A 15,779-nucleotide genomic window follows, 5' to 3' on the forward strand; every position below is an offset into this window, starting at 1 on the left:
TATCTTATTTTGATAATTTAACTATATTTTAAATGAATATTTCAGGTTTTTCTTATGCTTTTATCAGGATGCCCCAAGAAACCCTGAGATATTTCAGATTTGTTTCATTTCCAATGTAGAAAAGCGCAACATCAGGCCGAGCAATTTGTTATAAAGTAACTTAACGATTCATTTTTTATTGTGACCAAGCAGGTTCTTATGGCGCTTTCCAGTTTTGGTAAAATTCTCACCGTACTCGACTTATTTTCAGTTGCTCGTCCCATCATCAATGTCGACATTATTAGTGAAGAATTAGGCTTATCTAAACCAACGAGCTATCGCTATTTAAAAGAACTGGTTTCTGCTGAATTATTGCAGCGCCTCAGTGGGACTTCTGGCGATTACACACTGGGTTCAAAAATTGCTGTGCTTGATTTTATTTCTCGCACCACCGATCCATTGGTGCAAATTAGCATCCCCTTCATGAAAGAAATTGTGGAACGCACAGAGTCTTGCTGCTTATTGACGCATCTAAATATCGACTCTTGCATTGATGTACATCATGAACTTTATAAAGACTATGCCGCATTGGCTTATGGTCGAGGTAGCCCGCGTCCAATGTATAAAGGCTCATCGTCTAAAGTAATTTTGTCTCAGTTACCTAAGCAACGGATTTTAGATTATTACCACCGTTTTGCGGACGAGTTATCTCAAGTTGGTTTTGCGCATAATGAAGAAGAATTTATGCAGCAAATGAAAAAGATTAAAAAGCAGGGTTATTATTTTTCCAATGGTGAAGTTGACCCGAATATGTCGAGCCTATCGATTCCGATTAAATTTTCCAGTAAAGAACCCCCACTTGCTTTGACCCTATTGGCGTCTAAAAATCGTTTTGAATTTATGAACTTTCAAAAAGTCGTAGAAATGATGCAAGACTGTACAGCGCGTATTGAGAAAAAATACAGCAGTATGATGGAAGAATCGGACGCCATTTAAATCTGATCAGTTTGCGCATAACTGATGTAATATTGTAAAGATGCTATTTAATTAATCTGATAAATTCATATTATTAATTGAATTTATTAATTATAAATATTGGATAAATTATCATAATATGATTATTGTTCTTTAGCAGTCATCTCAACCATGTGTTCCATGATTTCAGTTGATTGTCGCTATACTCTTCCTCAGAGAAAGAAAAAAGCTCATCTAGATATGGGCTTTTTTTACGGCTGTTGATCATAGAAATAACGAAAGGTTAAATTCACCCTCGGCTCGGTCACTTTCATCGACTTCATTAGGGCATGTTTCCAATACCGTTGGGTTTTCCCACGCATCACAATCAACTGTCCACTTTGCAGTAAAAGCTGTACTTTCTCTTGAGTGCTTTTATGTTTAAAGCAAAACTTTCGGCTTGCGCCAAAACTCAAAGATGCGATCACCACCTGCTGTGTGGGTGAAAGCAAAGATGGCTCATCATCACTATGCCACCCCACCGCTTGCGTACCATTTTCGTATAAATTGGCCAAACAGGAATTAAACGTCTGACCCACCCGTTGCTCAATATGTTGCTTTAAGCGCAGTAAAGCTGGATTCCAGATCAATGCCTGCTTTTGCATGCCTGAATAGTGATACTCATAATGAGCATCTCCATACCAAACCACTTTTCGTTCCGTTTGAAAATACTGTCCATGCAAAATGACTTCATCATGCTGCCAAGCCAACTGCGTGAGGAAATAGCGTAAATATTTTTCACTGTCTTCAGCATTGAAGATCAATCCATAATCTTCAACTTCACCATCATAGGGCAGCAGGTTTGCATGCGGTTCAGGCGTAAATAATTCAAAATTCATCGGTTCAACTCAACACTGTTTGGCACAGCAGCGTGATGCTGATGTCGTGAGCACATTTAAAAAATATCTTAGCCGAAAAACGCTCGTCACAAATCAAAACATTGTCATTACTTGTCGCATAGAATTTTCAGTCTTAGACTAAAGCTCATATTCACAATAAAAATAATTGCTTATGAACTTGTGGCAGCTTTTCCAAAAATTACGTCCATTCGTACAGCCATACCGCTGGCTGGTGGTCGTGACGCTGATCTTGACCTTAATTGGCTCACTCACGGCACAGGTGAATGCCCTGACACTCAAATATGCCGTAGACAGCATCAATCAGCTTTTACAACAAGGCCTCGGTCTAGCCAATGGTTGGCATATATTAATCACCATCACCGTAGTCTTACTGGGAAAAGAAGTCATCAATGCCATCGTGCAATTTGGACAAAAATCGTTTGGTGAAAAATTACGTATTTTAATTTCTCAGGATTTGTCCCAAGGCATTATTGAAAAATTTATCACCTATCGATTGACATTCTTCGATCAACAAGACAACCAAGCAGGTAAGCTCCAAACTCGAATTGATCGGGGTGTCAGCTCGCTCACACGATTGGTTCAAATCTTTTTTATTGATATTTTACCGCTATTTACCAGTGCCATTATTGCACTGGGCTTAATGTATTATGCCAATGTTTGGGTAGGTGTGGTGGCCACAATTATTGTGCCGATTTATTTTTGGCTGACCTTCAAACAATCACAAAAACTAGCAGGCAAGCGCCGTGCCCTACGCGATAATTTTGAAAAGAAAAATCAAGGTATTCTGAGTATTATCAACTCGATAACGGTCATTAAATCTTTTAACAAAGAAGCCGTCGAATCGAAAAAGCAATTAAATCTGCAAAAGTCGCTGACTGAAAACCAGATGCAGACACGGCAAACCAGTTATATCTTTGACGGACTCAAAACCTTTATTGAACAGGTCGGTGTGGTACTGATCATCATTCTGACAGCCTATTTTGTTTTGGATGGGCAAATGAGTATCGGGATGATTATGTATCACGTGTTGTTATTTAATAATGTCTCTGCCCCGATTCGCTCGCTGCATCGTATCTATGATGAAATTAACTCTGCAATGATTTATTCGGAAAGCTTCTTTAACATCTTAGAAGCGGATCATGAAATTGAAACCAGTGGCACTGCTCAACCTCCGATTCAAGGTCAATTTGAATTGAGCAATGTCGACTTTAGCTATCCCAATGGCTTTCAGGCATTGCACCGCATCAACATGACCATCCAACCGAACAAAATCACCGCGTTGGTTGGTTTATCTGGCGCTGGTAAATCGACATTAATTAGCTTACTGGATAAGTTTTATCATCCTCAAGCGGGCAATATCAAACTCGATGGCATCGATTTAGAACAGATTGATACACAGTATTTACGTGAAAATATTGGTTTGGTATTGCAAAAAAATCATATTTTCCCAGGTTCAATTTTTGAAAATATTCGCTATGGCAAAAGTACAGCTACAGAGCAAGAAGTCTTTGATGCGGCAAGGAAAGCCTCGATCCATGATCAGATCTTAAAACTGCCACATGCCTATGAAGCCGATGCTTTACTGCTCTCAGGTGGACAGCAACAACGTATTGCCTTGGCACGCATGTTCCTGAAAAATCCGCCGATTATTTTCTTGGATGAGCCGACTGCGAGTTTAGATGCGATCGCGGCTGAACAAATTAAAAATAGTCTGGATCAAATTAAGCAAGGGCGTACCGTTATCATGATTTCGCATAGTTTGTCGCAAATTATCGATGCCGATTACACCTATGTGATGAAAGACGGACAAATCGTAGAACACGGGGAGCATCATGATTTGTACCATCAAGAAGGTGCCTATAAGCAAATCTTCGATGCGATGGCGAAAAGTTTAAATATTGACAAAATCGCCCGGACTTTTGAGGAAGACGAAGAAACACATAGTTAATTTTAGACCGAAAAAAGCCCATCGTTGGATGGGCTTCATTTATATTAGTTTTAAATCAATTAACGCTGAACTTTTTGCTCAATTTCTTCAACACTGGTGTGACGGACATCTAGACCTTTCACCATATAAATCACTTGTTCAGAGATATTTCGAGCATGGTCACCAATACGTTCAAGTGAACGCAGCACCCAAAGTACATTCATGACCCGAGTAATGTGGCGTGGATCTTCTATCATATACGTCATGAGGGTACGGGTTGCCGATTGGTACTCGCGGTCAATATCAGCATCGGCCAAAAGGACACGTAAAGCCTGATCTACATCCAAACGTGCAAAGGCATCGAGCGCATCATGAATCATCACACGGACTTGGTTGCCAATATGACGTGTTTCCATATAACCACGCGGTGAACCACCCTCTTCACACAAGCTTTGTGCAATACGGGCAATTTTTGCCGCTTCATCACCAATCCGTTCTAAATCGGTGTTGGCTTTCGACATCGCAATCACCATGCGTAGATCAATCGCAGCAGGATGACGACGCGCCAAAATTAGGGTAAGCGCTTCATCAATTTCAGTTTCCATACGGTTCACCGTATTGTCTTGAAATTGAACATCAATCGCCATTGTTGCATCCGTATCCAATAAGGCATGAATGGCATTTGCAACCTGTTGCTCCACCAAACCACCCATGGTCATAAATTTGGTATGCACATCCTGCAACTCTTCATTGAATTGCGAAGAAATGTGATGATTTAAAACAGGATTATTAGGCAAAGCGAGTCTCCACTACAACGTGAATCGGCAGATTTTAGTGCCATATTAAAGCATATTGATTATGAAACTTTTATGACCATGGATTATTTCTTTAGTAGGATCGATGGCTGATTTTTCTGATCGACCAACCATGCATTCATTTCCACTAAATCAGCTTCCGTTAATTTCCCAACGGAGGCTTTGAGTTGCAGTACATGTATTAAATAATCGTACTTAGAATTCAGATAATCTTGACGGGCTGAAAAGGCATTACGCTGTGCCAGTAGCACATCAACCATAGTTTTCAGACCTTCTTGGTACTGGGCTTGTGAGGCCAAAGACACTTGCGCGGAAGAATCCATTGCAGCTTTACGTGCCTGTAATTTACTTTGATCCGTTTCGACTTGCATATATGATTTTTTTACATCAGTTTGTGCTTTTCGAATCGCTGCATCCACCAGTGCTTGGCTTTTTTCAACATTGATCGCCGCTTGCTTAATGGATTTCTGTGTCCGTCCACCATTAAACACATTCCAGTTCATTTCAATCCCCACCTGATCAAATTGACCATCTTGCGACATGATGGATTGTGGACTTTGCTTGTTATACCCATAGGTCCCTACCGCTTCAATCTGAGGATATAAGGCGGCTTTTTCGACACGTTTACCATCTTCCGCATAACGTTGTTGCATACGCGCTTGTAAAATGCCTAGGTTCTGCTCCTGAGCCAGTTCTTCCCACGCTTGTACATTGTTTGGAATCGGTTTTTCAAACTGAAAATCTTCACGTAACACCGCCAAATTTTCTCGATATGGCCCAATCAACTGTTGTAATTGTTCCTGCGCCAAAACCAATTGAACATTGGTTGCCATGCGGTTGGCCCGAGCATTTTGATATTGAGCATTGGCTTCGCTGACATCACTTTTTGCCACCAAACCTTCTTTTAATTTAGCATTCATCATGCGCAGCTGTTCCGATAGCGCCTGTTCTTCTTGTAAGTTGGCAACCGTCAATGCTTGCTGACGTAGGACATTAAAATAAGCTTCAGAGACATTTAAAATATGATCTTGTTTTTGAATCCGCAGATTGATTTCACTTAAATTAATCGAGGTCTTGACTTGCTTCAGCCCTTCCCATGCATCCCAACGAAAAATGGGCTGACGAGCAGTGAGCGCAATTTGTCTTGTTGTGGTGCTGTCTGGCATGATCAGCCCGGCTTGAGCGCCACTTTGGTTGGAATTTTGATTTTTTCGGGTCACATTTCCGGAGATTGTTACCGTTGGAAGTAAGTTCCCATTGGCAATCCCCAAATTCAATTTATCCGCTTCATATTGTAGTTTATTGGCTTGCCAATTGGGGTCTTCTTGTTTTGCACGTTCATAAGCTTGCACAAGGTCTAGCGCACACGCCCATTGACTCGTGAAAAGCAAACAAAGACCCACCACAACTTTTTTGTTCATTTTTTTTGTAAATTCCTAATATTCAAATACCCGAGATTGAATATTCAAGCCTAAAACTAAGCAGATACTAATCATATCCTTGCAAATTTCCGTATGATTTTTATTAATTTTTTATATCAAATGCGACAAAACCGGATAATTTCAGTCGTTTTCGGACACTACTCACAACGCTATAACAAAGAACTGTACAATAGTACACATATTGCACGTGTTTCATCTATAAAATAGTCGACATTCCATCGGACAATACCACTTCTATAGCGCATCGAGTTCCTGTGTCAAAATTTTTTCAGCTGCCTGCAAAGTTTAGTGTAATGTTTTTATGTTTCAGTATGTTGAATGGATGCCAACAACAGCCTGAACCACAACCTGCACCAGAGTTTCCCAACAATAAGACTGTTCAAAAAGAAGCAGTCGATTTGTCTTTGCTGTGCCAAAAACTTGAAAAAAACATGCTGGAAATAGACGATCAACGCACAACTTTCGCTTTAGAACAAATCAACCAAGATCTCAAAGTCTGCTTACCGCTGTTAAAAGCGGACGAACAAAAAAAATTACTACGCTTGTCCAATCAAATGTATCGTAACTTTTTACATGTTGAACGTACGGCTCAACAGCAAATGGCGTTCGAACAATTTGCCTTTGATATGGCTCAGCATCCCACAATTCAACAAAATCATTATGAGCAGCTCACCGCCCGAGATCAGTATTTACTGAAACATAAAGGCCAAGCCTATGTAGAATTGTTCGATGCAGGTGAAGGACAATTACGCTATCGCCGAAGTCCTGAATATTTAGCCAAAATTTTTGCGCCTTATATGGAAGAACCTGAGCAGGTCTTCATTGAAAAACTGGCTGAACAAAATGCACAACCTGCCTTGCTGCAACAAAGTTTAGCCATTGAGCCGCAAGAGATTGCAACACGTGCTATTTTTTGGGAAGACTATCTCAAACAATATCCAAATAGCCCCTACAAAAAAGATGCACAACAATTGCTATATCAATATAGCCAGTTGTTATTTATTGGTTCGGCACATAGTCCCGTTTCTAATGATTTTTCAGACCGCCTCAGTATTCAAGCCAGTTCTTTAGAAGAAATTGAACGCTTGGCTCAATTAAAAAACTCCAAATTGGCAGATCAGGCGCGTTTATTTTTAAAATTATTAGATCAAAATGCTGCTGCATCTAATCAGCGATCAGAAGCGCAGCTGTTGAATTTAATTGGTGTCCGCAATCCTGATCCGCATTATAAGAAAGACTGTTTTAGTGACGCCATCTGTGTAAATCAGTCCTCTACTTAGCCAATGCAAGTTCAATTGCACATGTGCCTAGCCAAAATTCTGCACTGCAAAATCGATGAAAAATAACACTGTTTTAAAACAGCCTTCATGCTAATATCCGCACAAAGCTTGACGGAGCGCAGGTAATTTCCTGCTGAGATCATCTAAATTTAGTTCGCTAAATTTAAGGATGAGTACCGTTGAACCTGATCAGGTTAATACCTGCGTAGGAATCAAGCCATCTAAAAACTTAAGCCCTTCTTATCTCTTGGTTTTACGCCTTTATTTTCAGGTGAATCCATCAGATAAACTGCCACGTTTTTGGTCGTGCTTGATTCGTTGATGTCATTCATAAGGATCATTGCAATGAACCAATTAACGAATCTCACCGCTTCAGATCGCGCTGCTCAACATGAACAAGATGCTAAAGATCTCACTCGTATTCTCCCTGCATCAAAGAAAGTCTATATCCAAGGCTCACGTCCAGATATTCGCGTACCAATGCGTGAGATCAGTCTTACAGATACGCCTACAGGTCTGGGTGGAGAAAAAAATCTACCGATTATGGTCTATGACACCTCTGGTGCTTATACCGACCCCAATATTCAAATTGACCTGAATCAAGGCCTGCCCAATGTCCGTGAATCTTGGATCGAGTCTCGAAATGATACGGAAATACTCGATACCTTAACTTCAAAATTTGGACAAGAGCGTCTTCGAGATATTCGTACTGCAGAGATTCGTTTTGCGCATATTTCAAAACCGCGTCGTGCTCGTCGTGGACACAATGTCTCTCAAATGCACTATGCCAAACAAGGCATCATCACCCCTGAAATGGAATACATTGCGATTCGTGAAAATCAACGTCAGCGTGAAGGTGTTGATATGCGCCAACATGCCGGTCAAAATTTTGGCGCACGCAATTTAACTGAAATCACCCCAGAATTTGTACGTCAAGAAGTGGCTGAAGGTCGTGCCATTATCCCTGCCAACATTAACCACCCTGAATGTGAACCGATGATTATTGGTCGTAACTTCTTGGTGAAAATCAATGCCAACATTGGTAACTCAGCACTTGGTTCAAGCATCGATGAAGAAGTGGCAAAAATGACTTGGGCAACTCGTTGGGGCGCTGACACCATCATGGATTTATCGACAGGTAAAAATATCCATGAAACCCGCGAATGGATTATTCGCAACTCCCCTGTACCGATTGGCACCGTGCCGATTTACCAAGCTTTAGAAAAAGTTGATGGTGTCGCAGAGGACTTAACCTGGGAAATTTTCAAAGACACACTGATTGAACAAGCCGAGCAAGGTGTCGATTATTTTACGATTCACGCAGGCGTGCTGCTTCGTTATGTTCCACTCACCGCCAACCGTTTAACTGGTATTGTGTCACGTGGCGGATCCATCATGGCGCAGTGGTGCTTAGCGCATCATGAAGAAAACTTCCTGTATACGCATTTTGATGAAATCTGCGAAATCATGAAAGCCTATGATGTGTCATTCAGTTTAGGTGATGGTTTACGTCCGGGATGTATTCAAGATGCCAACGATGAAGCCCAATTTAGTGAATTACGCACCTTAGGTGAATTGACTCACCGTGCATGGGAGCATGATGTACAAGTCATGATTGAAGGCCCAGGCCATGTACCAATGCACATGATCAAAGAAAATATGGATCTACAACTCGAGGTTTGCAAAGAAGCGCCTTTCTATACCCTTGGACCACTCACCACCGATATTGCCCCGGGCTATGACCACATTACCTCTGCCATTGGTGCGGCAATGATTGGTTGGTATGGCACCGCCATGCTGTGTTATGTGACCCCGAAAGAGCATCTTGGTCTACCAGATAAAAAAGACGTCAAAGACGGCATTATCACCTACAAAATTGCAGCCCATGCCGCAGACCTTGCCAAAGGTCATCCCGGTGCGCAGGCCCGTGACAATGCATTATCCAAAGCACGCTTTGAATTCCGCTGGGAAGACCAATTTAATCTGAGCTTAGACCCTGATACAGCGCGCAGCATGCATGATGAAACTATGCCGAAAGAAGCACATAAATCGGCCCATTTTTGTTCGATGTGTGGACCTAAATTTTGCTCGATGAAAATCACACAAAATGTGAGAGATTATGCAAAAAATCAGCAAGATATGCAGCTTTCTTCAGAATCTAATCCTGAAATTGAAACGGGTTTACAAAGCATGAAAGCGGCCTATCATGAACATGGTCAAAAGTTGTACCACAAAGTGTAAAGCTTAAAAAAAATCTTTTGTATTCAACAAAATCTCGGTTAGGATGAAATGGAAGATTTCATCCTAATTAGCGCTTATGAATATTATTAAACAGGCCACATATAACAAAAAAGATTACAGCATTGAAGGGCGTGAACATCTTTATAAAGGCTTTATTCAAGTTGAAAAAGTTCAGCTTCGACACCGCTTATTCCATCAAGACAGCATGATTCCAACCATTCAGCGTGAATTGATTCATCGTCCTGAAGCAGCAGGTGTACTGATTTATAGCCATCAACAACAAAAATTTGCCTTAATTGAACAATTCCGCATTGGGGCGATTGATGATGAAACTTCGCCATGGCAACTAGAGATTATTGCCGGCGTGCTCGATGGTGATGAATCTGCTGAAAGCTGCATCCGCCGTGAAAGTTTGGAAGAATCAGGCTGTGAATTAGATGCACTACAGCATTTATTTAGTTTTTATCCCTCTGCGGGTGCCTGCGCGGAATTATTCCACCTTTATAGTGCTGAAGCTGAACTTCCTGAACATGGCGGAGTCTTTGGCATGCCTGATGAAGGAGAGAATATTCAATTGCATATCTTAAACTATGCTGATATTCCTGAATTATTAACCAATGGTCGGCTAAAAAACGCACCTGTCATTATGGCCTTGCAATGGTTACAACAACAAATACATACTACAAGGAATGTCTAAGGGGAAGGACATGACTTTAAGGGATACACCACAATACGACTGGACACTGATCCAGATCTCGGACACACATTTAATGGATCAGGAAGATCTTGAATTTGTCCGCATGAATCCAGAGCAGAGTTTTCACGATGTGATTCAACAAATTCAGTTGAACCATCATCACATCGATACGCTTGTCCATACTGGCGATCTTGCACAAGTGCCGGTAGAGCGTACCTATGCGCGTTATCTCGAATATATGCAACAGCAGCCGTTTCCGTTTTATCAGATTCCGGGGAACCATGACGAAGCGTCTTGCTTCCCATTTCATCAACAGGAAGATCGTGTTCACTGCATCGCATTAGGCAATTGGTGTCTGATTTTACTGAACAGTGCGGTTAAAGGAAAAGTGGATGGTTGGGTATCACAACAGCAGTTGGAACAATTAGATCAGTTACTCACAGCACACCCACAGCAACACATCATTGTGGCATGCCACCACCACCCTTTTGCCATGCAATCGCATTGGATAGATCAGCATAAACTAAAGAACGCTGAACATCTCATAGATGTGCTTTCACGCCATGACAATGTCAAAATTGTACTATGCGGACACGTACATCAAGACTCGTCTAATCAATGGCGCAATATTCAGTTTTTATCGACGCCTTCGACCAGTGTTCAGTTCAAACCGCATAGTGAAAATTTTGCCTTAGATGAGGCTTTACCAGGGTATCGTGCACTCTATCTGAATGATAATGGTGAATTTAAAACTGAAGTTGTTCGGGTCAAATTAAAACAACCTCAAATTAATGTTGAAATTTCAGGTTATTAACTTTTCAATTTGATTTTTTTGCTTTACTTTATGCCTTCTAAAGGAAAAGTGATAGTTAGAATCCAAACATCAAAGACTATCAATAAGCAGAAAAAGTCTATATGATGACGACCCCCACAGAAGGAAACTCTGTGTTGGGTGGATAAAAAACTTGCATATCACCATATTTTTTGCGTATAGATATATGCATATGATGAGGAATGCCCTATATGGCGAATGACAACCAAAATCAAGTCTTAGACGAACAAACTGATGTAGTAGACGAAAAGTCTACCAAACGCGTGCGCAAATCAAAGCCAAAGGCGACTGAAGGTGGTTCTACTGCAAGCTTATTTGGTATTGAACCTTATCAGCCTAAAAAGAATGAAGAATACATGTCTGAAGGGCAACTTGAGCATTTCCGTCACATCTTATTGGCGTGGAAAGCTGAGTTAATGTCAGAAGTAGACCGTACTTTGAATACCATGCAAGACGAAAATACTGCGCTTCCAGATGTGAACGACCGTGCAACGCAAGAAGAAGAATTTGCGATTGAACTTCGTACACGTGACCGTGAACGTAAACTGATCCGTAAAATTGAACAATCAATTGACGCGATTAAAAATGATGACTACGGTTTCTGTGAAACGTGTGGTATCGAAATTGGTTTACGTCGCCTAGAAGCACGTCCAACAGCAACTTTATGTATCGACTGCAAAACACTTGCAGAGATCAAAGAGAAGCAAAATAACGGTTAATTCTGTGTTGAGTAATTCCTCTCTAGCCCTCCCTTTAGATAAGGGAGGGAAAGCTGCAGAGCATTACGTGGGTCGGTTTGCGCCATCGCCAACCGGCCCTTTGCATTTTGGCTCTTTAATTACAGCAGTCGCAAGCTACTGCGATGCCCGTGCGCATCAGGGGCAATGGGTCGTTCGTATCGAAGATACCGACATTCCACGTATATTTCCCGGCAGCGAAGAACACATCTTACGTTGTATTGATGCATTTCAATTCGAACCAGATACCGAGATCATTTTCCAAAAAGACCGCCTTGAAATCTATGAGCAAGTCATTGCGCATTTGCATGCCCAAGACTTGGTCTATGCTTGTCAATGCACCCGAAAAATGCTCGGTTCAAATCATATCTATCAAGGCACATGTCGTAATCTTGGCCTTCCCCTTCAGGATCAGGCTATTCGAATCAAAGTCGATGCACAGAAGATTTGTTTTACCGACCGCTTACAAGGGACGCATTGCTCCAATCTGCAACAGGATTTGGGTGACTTTGTCTTAAAACGCCGTGATGGCATTATCAATTATCAACTTGCTGTCGTGGTGGATGACTACCTACAAGGGATGACCCATGTTGTACGTGGGGCTGATCTTTTGGACAATACCGAACGTCAAATTTGGCTCGGACAGGTTTTGGGTTATCCACGCCTTGAATACATGCACTTGCCATTGGCAATGAATAATCAGGGACAAAAACTGTCAAAACAGAATATGGCTCAAGCTCTTGATTTAAGCCAAGCGGCACCTTTATTACAACAAGCATTGCAAGCCCTACACCAACCGCCAGTCGACTTGGATACGCCACGTATTATGCTACAACAGGCGATTGCGCAGTGGGATATTCAACAAATTCCCCATGGCACAGCATTGCCTCAAATCTATCAATAAACCCACATCCCTATCTGAGCCAATCACTCGATATTCAATTGAATTATGCTTTAATAAAGTGATCAATCGACCATTGGAGAGCCTAATGTTTTTTATTTTTGGAGTTGGTCCGAAACCCAAAGTCATTGAAAAGAGCCAATTTACTTGCCCTGTCTGCCGCAGCAGAACTCAGTATGAGTTAAAACAGCAACGTAATTATTTTTCTTTATTTTTTATCCCATTGATTCCCCTTTCTAAAGCCAAGGCCAGCTTTGTCAAATGTCTCCATTGTGGAACGGAGATGCCAGCCAGTGTCCTCCACCATGCATCTCCCGATCCGCAACGAGATACGAATTTAGAAGCTTGATTCTTCTTTACTTGGGTTTACTTCTTTGGTCGTGGCATCGATCTTTAAGATCAGACTCACCATAACCGCACAGATAATCAAAGAAGACCCCCCATAACTAATAAACGGTAAGGTCAAACCCTTGGTAGGAAGCATGCCCATGTTCATGCCGGCATTCACCAAAATTTGCAGCAAGAAGATAATACTAATGCCATAAGCCAAGTAGCCTGCACGTAAGTATTGATGACGTAAAGCACGATGACCAATGCGAATACAGCAGACCAACATCACAAATGACAGCGTCAATACGGTCAAAATCCCAAAGAAGCCAAATTCTTCGCCCAAAACCGCCAACATGAAGTCGGTATGTGCCTCAGGTAAATACGACATTTTTTGAATACTATGACCCAAGCCGACACCAAACCATTCACCGCGACCAAAAGCCATTAATGCATTCGACAACTGGTAGCCTGCGCCTAATGGATCATTCCATGGATTTGAGAAGGACATCAAACGTTCTAAACGATAAGGTTCAAATAAAATCAAGAACACAAAGGCCATGATGATCGCACCAAAGGCAATTGCGAACTGAATCAACGGTGCACCTGCGAGGAAGAATACCCCTAGCATAGTTAAGGCAATCACCACAGTCGCCCCTAAATCGGGCTCTGCCATGACTAAACCGACAGTTGCAGCCATAATCACTGCCAATCGTACCAAGCCCTTGATATTATTGCGGACTTCTTCAGCACGTCGTACCACATAGTCCGCGGTAAATATCGCCATCATGACTTTGGCGACCTCCGAAGCCTGTAAGGTGAAACCAGCGATCCGAATCCAACGTTTAGAACCATTGACTTCTGTCCCGACAGCCAATACGGCAGCCAGTAAGATAATCGTGATAATCCATAAAAAGAAAGTGTTATTAAACCAAACATTCAACGGCACTTTATAGGCGATATAGGCGGCGGCGGCGGCGGCGGCAATCGAAATACCGTGTCGTGAAATGTAATGAAAGGCATTTTCATGCATGCGTTCTGCATAGGGCATAGATGCAGATGCCACCATGATCGAACCAATACACAACAATGCCAAAACACAGAACACCAGAACATTGCGCACGTTGACCTCGGCAGGTAACCGAGGAAGCCAACGCTCTACAACTTCATTTATTCTATTTATGGTCGTCTGAGCCAACCCAGCCATACAACTTTCCTTATCGTTCTTTTAAACGAGTGCATTCACACAATCAACAAATTGGTGTCCACGCTCACTGTAGCCTTTAAACATATCAAAACTTGCGCAGGCTGGAGATAATAACACCACATCATTGACTACCGCATTTTGTTGGCACAGCTCAACCGCTTGTTTCAAACTTTCAGCATGAATCAGCGTGGTTGTCCCTTCAATCGCTTTTTCAATAATTGGACGATCTTCACCAATCAACACCGCAACTTTGGCATATTTTGAAAGTGAATCACGCAGCGCAGTAAAGTCCTGCCCTTTGCCTTGACCACCTAAAATAATCGCCACTTTACCGCCTTTGGCTTCAATCGCAGCACCCAGGCCATCAATCGCAGCTAAAGTCGCACCTATATTGGTACCTTTAGAATCGTTATAATAACGAACACCATGCACTTCTTTGACAAATTCACAGCGGTGCTCTAAGCCTTTAAAGGTTTTCAAGGTTTCCAACATGCCTTCGAGTGGTAAACCAATCGCTTCACCCAAAGCCAAACATGCCAAGGCGTTTGCCACATTATGTGTCCCTTGGATATACATATCTGCACTTTTCAGTAAACGCTCACGACCACGTGCCAACCAAATTGTGCCATCAGTATCGCGCAGAATACCGAACTGATTCATATCTGGTGCATTTAGGCCAAAGCTTTGCATTGGAGTAATATCTGGAACCAATGGACGTGTTAATGAGTCATCACGGTTATACACGACTTTTTTCACCGCTTGGAAAATACGATGCTTCGCAGTGTGATAGCCCATCATATCGCCATGACGGTCCAAATGGTCTTCACTCATGTTCAACACCACAGCCACTTCTGCTGCCAAGTTCGACGTGGTTTCTAATTGAAAACTTGAAAGCTCTAAAACATAAAGCTCTGGATCATCTTTGGTGAGATCCAAAGCCGGTCGACCCAGGTTACCACCCACTGCCACTTTTTTGCCTGCATCTGCTGCCATAAGACCAAATAAAGTTGTTACGGTACTTTTCGCATTCGAACCTGTAATTGCGACAATCGGCTTATCCGTCGCACGACGTAAAATTTGAATTTCTGAAACCACAGGAATGTTGGCTGCAATGGCCGCCTGAATTTGCGATAATTTTGGATCTAGCCCCGGGCTGATAATAATTTCTTCTGCTTGGAGTAATAAATCTTGATCCAACTGACCAAAACTGGTTTGTACATCACTTGGAATTTGATCATGACCCGGTGGGACTGCTCGTGAATCGGTGACTGCAACGCGGTAGCCATGGCTATGTAAGAAATTCACTGCGGAAACACCAGAAATCCCTAATCCGGCAACAACCTTCAATCCACCACGCTGTATTAACATTTTCGCCCCATTTTTTGGTCAGTTTTTAAATCTGACAAAATGTTAGCACTTTGCTGTTTTGAATGCTTTTTATGTTTTCACTTTCTCGCAGTTTTTTTGTGTCCGCTCGTAAAAAACCGCCCATCTCGGGCGGTTTCTTCACGCAACGGGCG

Annotated in this window: 14 protein-coding genes and 1 riboswitch; of the genes, 9 read left to right on the forward strand and 5 right to left on the reverse strand. The window is 42.0% G+C overall.

Annotated features, from left to right (window positions below; genetic code table 11):
- Positions 1-198: 198 nt before the first annotated feature.
- Positions 199-975 (forward strand): IclR family transcriptional regulator, encoded by a 777-nt coding sequence (locus tag FTT76_RS13625; RefSeq protein ID WP_078189430.1) that lies wholly within the window; start codon positions 199-201, stop codon positions 973-975.
- Positions 976-1,205: 230 nt separating this feature from the next.
- Here the strand turns inward: FTT76_RS13625 and FTT76_RS13630 are convergent, their stop codons facing one another.
- Positions 1,206-1,832, reverse strand: coding sequence for an alpha-ketoglutarate-dependent dioxygenase AlkB (locus tag FTT76_RS13630; protein ID WP_180008049.1), 627 nt, complete (start codon positions 1,830-1,832; stop codon positions 1,206-1,208).
- A 172-nt stretch (positions 1,833-2,004) separates the two neighbouring features.
- Here FTT76_RS13630 and FTT76_RS13635 point away from each other — a divergent pair, with 172 nt between their 5' ends.
- Positions 2,005-3,801 (forward strand): ABC transporter ATP-binding protein, encoded by a 1,797-nt coding sequence (locus FTT76_RS13635; RefSeq protein ID WP_180008050.1) that lies wholly within the window; start codon positions 2,005-2,007, stop codon positions 3,799-3,801.
- Positions 3,802-3,860: 59 nt separating this feature from the next.
- Here the strand turns inward: FTT76_RS13635 and phoU are convergent, their stop codons facing one another.
- On the reverse strand, positions 3,861-4,577 hold the full coding sequence (gene phoU, locus FTT76_RS13640; protein ID WP_078189433.1) for a phosphate signaling complex protein PhoU: 717 nt from the start codon (positions 4,575-4,577) through the stop codon (positions 3,861-3,863).
- 83 nt (positions 4,578-4,660) lie between these two features.
- Complete coding sequence (locus FTT76_RS13645; protein ID WP_078192574.1) at positions 4,661-6,016, reverse strand: TolC family outer membrane protein; 1,356 nt, start codon at positions 6,014-6,016, stop codon at positions 4,661-4,663.
- 332 nt (positions 6,017-6,348) lie between these two features.
- On the opposite strand from FTT76_RS13645, the gene FTT76_RS13650 reads away from it, so the two are divergent.
- From FTT76_RS13650 to FTT76_RS13680, 7 genes are all read left to right on the forward strand, one after another.
- Positions 6,349-7,317, forward strand: coding sequence for a hypothetical protein (locus FTT76_RS13650; protein WP_180008051.1), 969 nt, complete (start codon positions 6,349-6,351; stop codon positions 7,315-7,317).
- A 102-nt stretch (positions 7,318-7,419) separates the two neighbouring features.
- A riboswitch (TPP riboswitch) is annotated at positions 7,420-7,546 on the forward strand.
- Positions 7,547-7,662: 116 nt separating this feature from the next.
- Entirely contained in the window at positions 7,663-9,558 is a 1,896-nt protein-coding gene (gene thiC / locus FTT76_RS13655) for a phosphomethylpyrimidine synthase ThiC (RefSeq protein WP_078189435.1), read from the forward strand.
- Positions 9,559-9,634: 76 nt separating this feature from the next.
- Complete coding sequence (locus FTT76_RS13660; RefSeq protein ID WP_111884865.1) at positions 9,635-10,255, forward strand: NUDIX domain-containing protein; 621 nt, start codon at positions 9,635-9,637, stop codon at positions 10,253-10,255.
- A gap of 10 nt (positions 10,256-10,265) precedes the next feature.
- A complete protein-coding gene (gene cpdA / locus FTT76_RS13665; protein WP_180008052.1) occupies positions 10,266-11,069 on the forward strand; it encodes a 3',5'-cyclic-AMP phosphodiesterase in 804 nt (267 codons plus the stop codon).
- Between the two features lie 209 nt (positions 11,070-11,278).
- Entirely contained in the window at positions 11,279-11,806 is a 528-nt protein-coding gene (gene dksA / locus FTT76_RS13670; RefSeq protein WP_180008053.1) for an RNA polymerase-binding protein DksA, read from the forward strand.
- 4 nt (positions 11,807-11,810) lie between these two features.
- Complete coding sequence (gene gluQRS, locus FTT76_RS13675; RefSeq protein ID WP_373686557.1) at positions 11,811-12,728, forward strand: tRNA glutamyl-Q(34) synthetase GluQRS; 918 nt, start codon at positions 11,811-11,813, stop codon at positions 12,726-12,728.
- An 85-nt stretch (positions 12,729-12,813) separates the two neighbouring features.
- Positions 12,814-13,074: a zinc ribbon domain-containing protein gene (locus tag FTT76_RS13680; protein WP_180008055.1), complete on the forward strand. Its 261-nt coding sequence runs from the start codon at positions 12,814-12,816 to the stop codon at positions 13,072-13,074.
- Here FTT76_RS13680 and ftsW read toward each other — a convergent pair.
- Both ftsW and murD read right to left on the reverse strand, forming a co-directional pair.
- Positions 13,063-14,259, reverse strand: coding sequence for a putative lipid II flippase FtsW (gene ftsW / locus FTT76_RS13685; RefSeq protein WP_111884862.1), 1,197 nt, complete (start codon positions 14,257-14,259; stop codon positions 13,063-13,065). The two genes, FTT76_RS13680 and ftsW, sit on opposite strands and share 12 nt — an antisense overlap.
- A gap of 21 nt (positions 14,260-14,280) precedes the next feature.
- Positions 14,281-15,627 carry a UDP-N-acetylmuramoyl-L-alanine--D-glutamate ligase gene (gene murD, locus FTT76_RS13690; RefSeq protein WP_180190577.1) on the reverse strand — a complete coding sequence of 449 codons (1,347 nt, stop codon included), beginning with the start codon at positions 15,625-15,627 and terminating at the stop codon, positions 14,281-14,283.
- Between the last annotated feature and the right edge of the window lie 152 nt (positions 15,628-15,779).

Source organism: Acinetobacter sp. YH01009 (assembly GCF_013420765.1).
Taxonomy (GTDB): domain Bacteria; phylum Pseudomonadota; class Gammaproteobacteria; order Pseudomonadales; family Moraxellaceae; genus Acinetobacter; species Acinetobacter amyesii.

What these genes read in the sequence shown, in the direction of transcription:
- murD (WP_180190577.1), bottom strand. Translation starts at nt 15,627, where the DNA reads ATGTTAATACAGCGTGGTGGATTGAAGGTTGTTGCCGGATTAGGGATT.
- FTT76_RS13630 (WP_180008049.1), bottom strand. Translation starts at nt 1,832, where the DNA reads ATGAATTTTGAATTATTTACGCCTGAACCGCATGCAAACCTGCTGCCC.
- dksA (WP_180008053.1), top strand. Translation starts at nt 11,279, where the DNA reads ATGGCGAATGACAACCAAAATCAAGTCTTAGACGAACAAACTGATGTA.
- thiC (WP_078189435.1), top strand. Translation starts at nt 7,663, where the DNA reads ATGAACCAATTAACGAATCTCACCGCTTCAGATCGCGCTGCTCAACAT.
- FTT76_RS13660 (WP_111884865.1), top strand. Translation starts at nt 9,635, where the DNA reads ATGAATATTATTAAACAGGCCACATATAACAAAAAAGATTACAGCATT.
- FTT76_RS13625 (WP_078189430.1), top strand. Translation starts at nt 199, where the DNA reads ATGGCGCTTTCCAGTTTTGGTAAAATTCTCACCGTACTCGACTTATTT.
- FTT76_RS13645 (WP_078192574.1), bottom strand. Translation starts at nt 6,016, where the DNA reads ATGAACAAAAAAGTTGTGGTGGGTCTTTGTTTGCTTTTCACGAGTCAA.
- FTT76_RS13680 (WP_180008055.1), top strand. Translation starts at nt 12,814, where the DNA reads ATGTTTTTTATTTTTGGAGTTGGTCCGAAACCCAAAGTCATTGAAAAG.
- ftsW (WP_111884862.1), bottom strand. Translation starts at nt 14,259, where the DNA reads ATGGCTGGGTTGGCTCAGACGACCATAAATAGAATAAATGAAGTTGTA.
- FTT76_RS13635 (WP_180008050.1), top strand. Translation starts at nt 2,005, where the DNA reads ATGAACTTGTGGCAGCTTTTCCAAAAATTACGTCCATTCGTACAGCCA.
- FTT76_RS13650 (WP_180008051.1), top strand. Translation starts at nt 6,349, where the DNA reads ATGTTGAATGGATGCCAACAACAGCCTGAACCACAACCTGCACCAGAG.
- cpdA (WP_180008052.1), top strand. Translation starts at nt 10,266, where the DNA reads ATGACTTTAAGGGATACACCACAATACGACTGGACACTGATCCAGATC.